This is a genomic window from Paenarthrobacter sp. MSM-2-10-13 (assembly GCF_011605365.1).
Lineage (GTDB): Bacteria > Actinomycetota > Actinomycetes > Actinomycetales > Micrococcaceae > Arthrobacter.
This window is the reverse complement of record NZ_JAAOXO010000021.1, coordinates 1-1919: the sequence shown is the minus strand read 5'-3', so window position 1 is coordinate 1919 and position 1919 is coordinate 1. Positions and strand designations below refer to the sequence as shown.

The window sequence follows — 1919 nt, the reverse complement described above, 5'->3', positions numbered from 1 at the left end:
GCGCAATGATCCAGCCATAATTTCAACCAATCAATAAAACAATCGGTATCAACAAACTTGGCACACTATTGAGTTCTCAAACAACAGACCCTCCAAAACATCACCCACAGCACACCACAAAAGCAGCGCACCCAACAGGGCCATTGGAAAAGAAGAGTTATTTTAGGCCGCCTACCGAACCGTACACACCTTCCGGCTTTCCGTTTCGCACCCGGCGACTCAGAAAACAATACACGCCCCACACCCCCAACGCAAATCCACCCCCAACCCAACCCCACACACCCCCAAAACCCCACCAAACCGCCGTCGAACGCCTGCACTCTGACGCACGAGCAAGCCTGCCGTCGCGCCACATCACGTGAGGGAATCGGGCATCCCAAAGTGTCGGTGCAAACCATCGTCGAGGAATCGGAGGATCGATGCGATCTTGCGTCCATCCTGAGAAGGCTCAACGACCAGCAGGCCCCGCGCCCGGCCCTCGAGGTAACAGACGAAAGCCGGCCTCCCGCCTGCGGTGACGTCGGCCAGCTCATAACTACCGCCTGGCCGTCCAGCCGCACTGGCACGAAGAAAGTCTCCGACAGCCTCACGCTCTACGTAGAATTCACTGGCCGGGGGCATAGCCAGCCAGCACCGATCGGTAAGGAGCTCCAGGACCGCATCGACGTCATCTCGAGAGAAGGCATCCGCAAACTTGCGGGCGAGGTCGCGATGGTCTTCTCGCCTGGCGAGCGGCAATGGAGTAGGCCGGGCAGAGCGGGCGCGCTGCAGCAGACCCTTAGCTGCTGTTGGACCAATCGAGAGCATCTCCGCGGCTTCACCAACGCTGAAGTCCAGCACATCGCAGAGCATCAACACCGCAGCTTGGCGCGGTGGCATTCGCTGAAGGGCAATCACAAAGGCGAGCTCGATACTTTCGCGGGCAACAACCTGGGCTGCAGGATCAAGTTCGTTGACCAAAGAGTCGGGGTAGGGCTGCAAATGCGCGTGGTCGAACCGATCGCTTGGGGCCGGCGGTTCGAACGGCGGCAGAGGTGCGGGACGAGGACGGCGGGCACGATCCCTTCGTGCATTGAGCGAACGGGTAGTCGCAATCCGGTAGAGCCAGGTCCGCAACGATGACCTGCCGGCGAATCCGGACAAGCCCTGCCACGCTGCGAGCAGAACCTCCTGCAGTACATCGTCAGCATCATCAACATTGCCTATGATCCGGTAACAGTGCAGATGGAGCTCCCGGCGCAAGGGCGCAACCAGCGCGGCGAAGGCCTCCTTATCGCCGGATCGGGCTGCGTCCAACTCAGCTGACGTCACGGTTCAATCTTGGCATGTACCCCTACAGTCGTTCCGATATGGCTACTTCCGGTGTCTCAACAGAAGTAGCCCTCTACGAAAGGAACAGCACCATGTCCAACTCTCAAGCTGCCGCCGTAAAGATCGCAGTGGAATACCACCAGGCCTGGACTACCGGCAGACTGGACGCGGCAGCCGCCCACTTGGCCGACGATGTCATTTGCCATGCACCTTCAGGCTTCATCGAAGGGAAAGCGGCGGTCCGGGCCTTTATGGAGCCCTTCGCTGCTTCGCTCACGCAATCCACGCTTCTTGCTGCCTTCGGCACGGACGAAGAAGCACTGCTGATGTACAACACAGCCAATCGGGCAGTACCGAGCGCTCCTGGCGCAGAGCTCTACCGCATTCAGAACGATCAGATTGTTGAGATTCGCATCATCTTCGATCGCTTGCCCTTCGCGTTGGCGCGTGGCGACGTCGTTGAGGTGTGAGGGCTGTGTGTTTGGTTGTTAAATGCGGGGAGCCCCGACCTTGTGGTCGGGGCTCCTCCGTGAATGGTTGTCCGGCGGTGTCCTACTCTCCCACACCCTCCCGGGTGCAGTACCATCGGCGCTGTGGGTCTTAGCTTC

2 protein-coding genes are annotated in these 1919 nt (G+C 59.6%); one reads left to right on the top strand and one right to left on the bottom strand.

Annotated features, from left to right (window positions below; all coding sequences use genetic code 11):
- Nucleotides 1–354 precede the first annotated feature (354 nt).
- Nucleotides 355–1311: an RNA polymerase subunit sigma-70 gene (locus HAV21_RS21970; protein ID WP_166843164.1), complete on the bottom strand. Its 957-nt coding sequence runs from the start codon at nt 1309–1311 to the stop codon at nt 355–357.
- Nucleotides 1312–1403: 92 nt separating this feature from the next.
- Between HAV21_RS21970 and HAV21_RS21965 the strand changes: the two genes are divergently transcribed.
- On the top strand, nt 1404–1781 hold the full coding sequence (locus HAV21_RS21965; RefSeq protein ID WP_166843163.1) for a nuclear transport factor 2 family protein: 378 nt from the start codon (nt 1404–1406) through the stop codon (nt 1779–1781).
- Nucleotides 1782–1919: the final 138 nt, after the last annotated feature.

What these genes read in the sequence shown, in the direction of transcription:
- HAV21_RS21965 (WP_166843163.1), top strand. Translation starts at nt 1,404, where the DNA reads ATGTCCAACTCTCAAGCTGCCGCCGTAAAGATCGCAGTGGAATACCAC.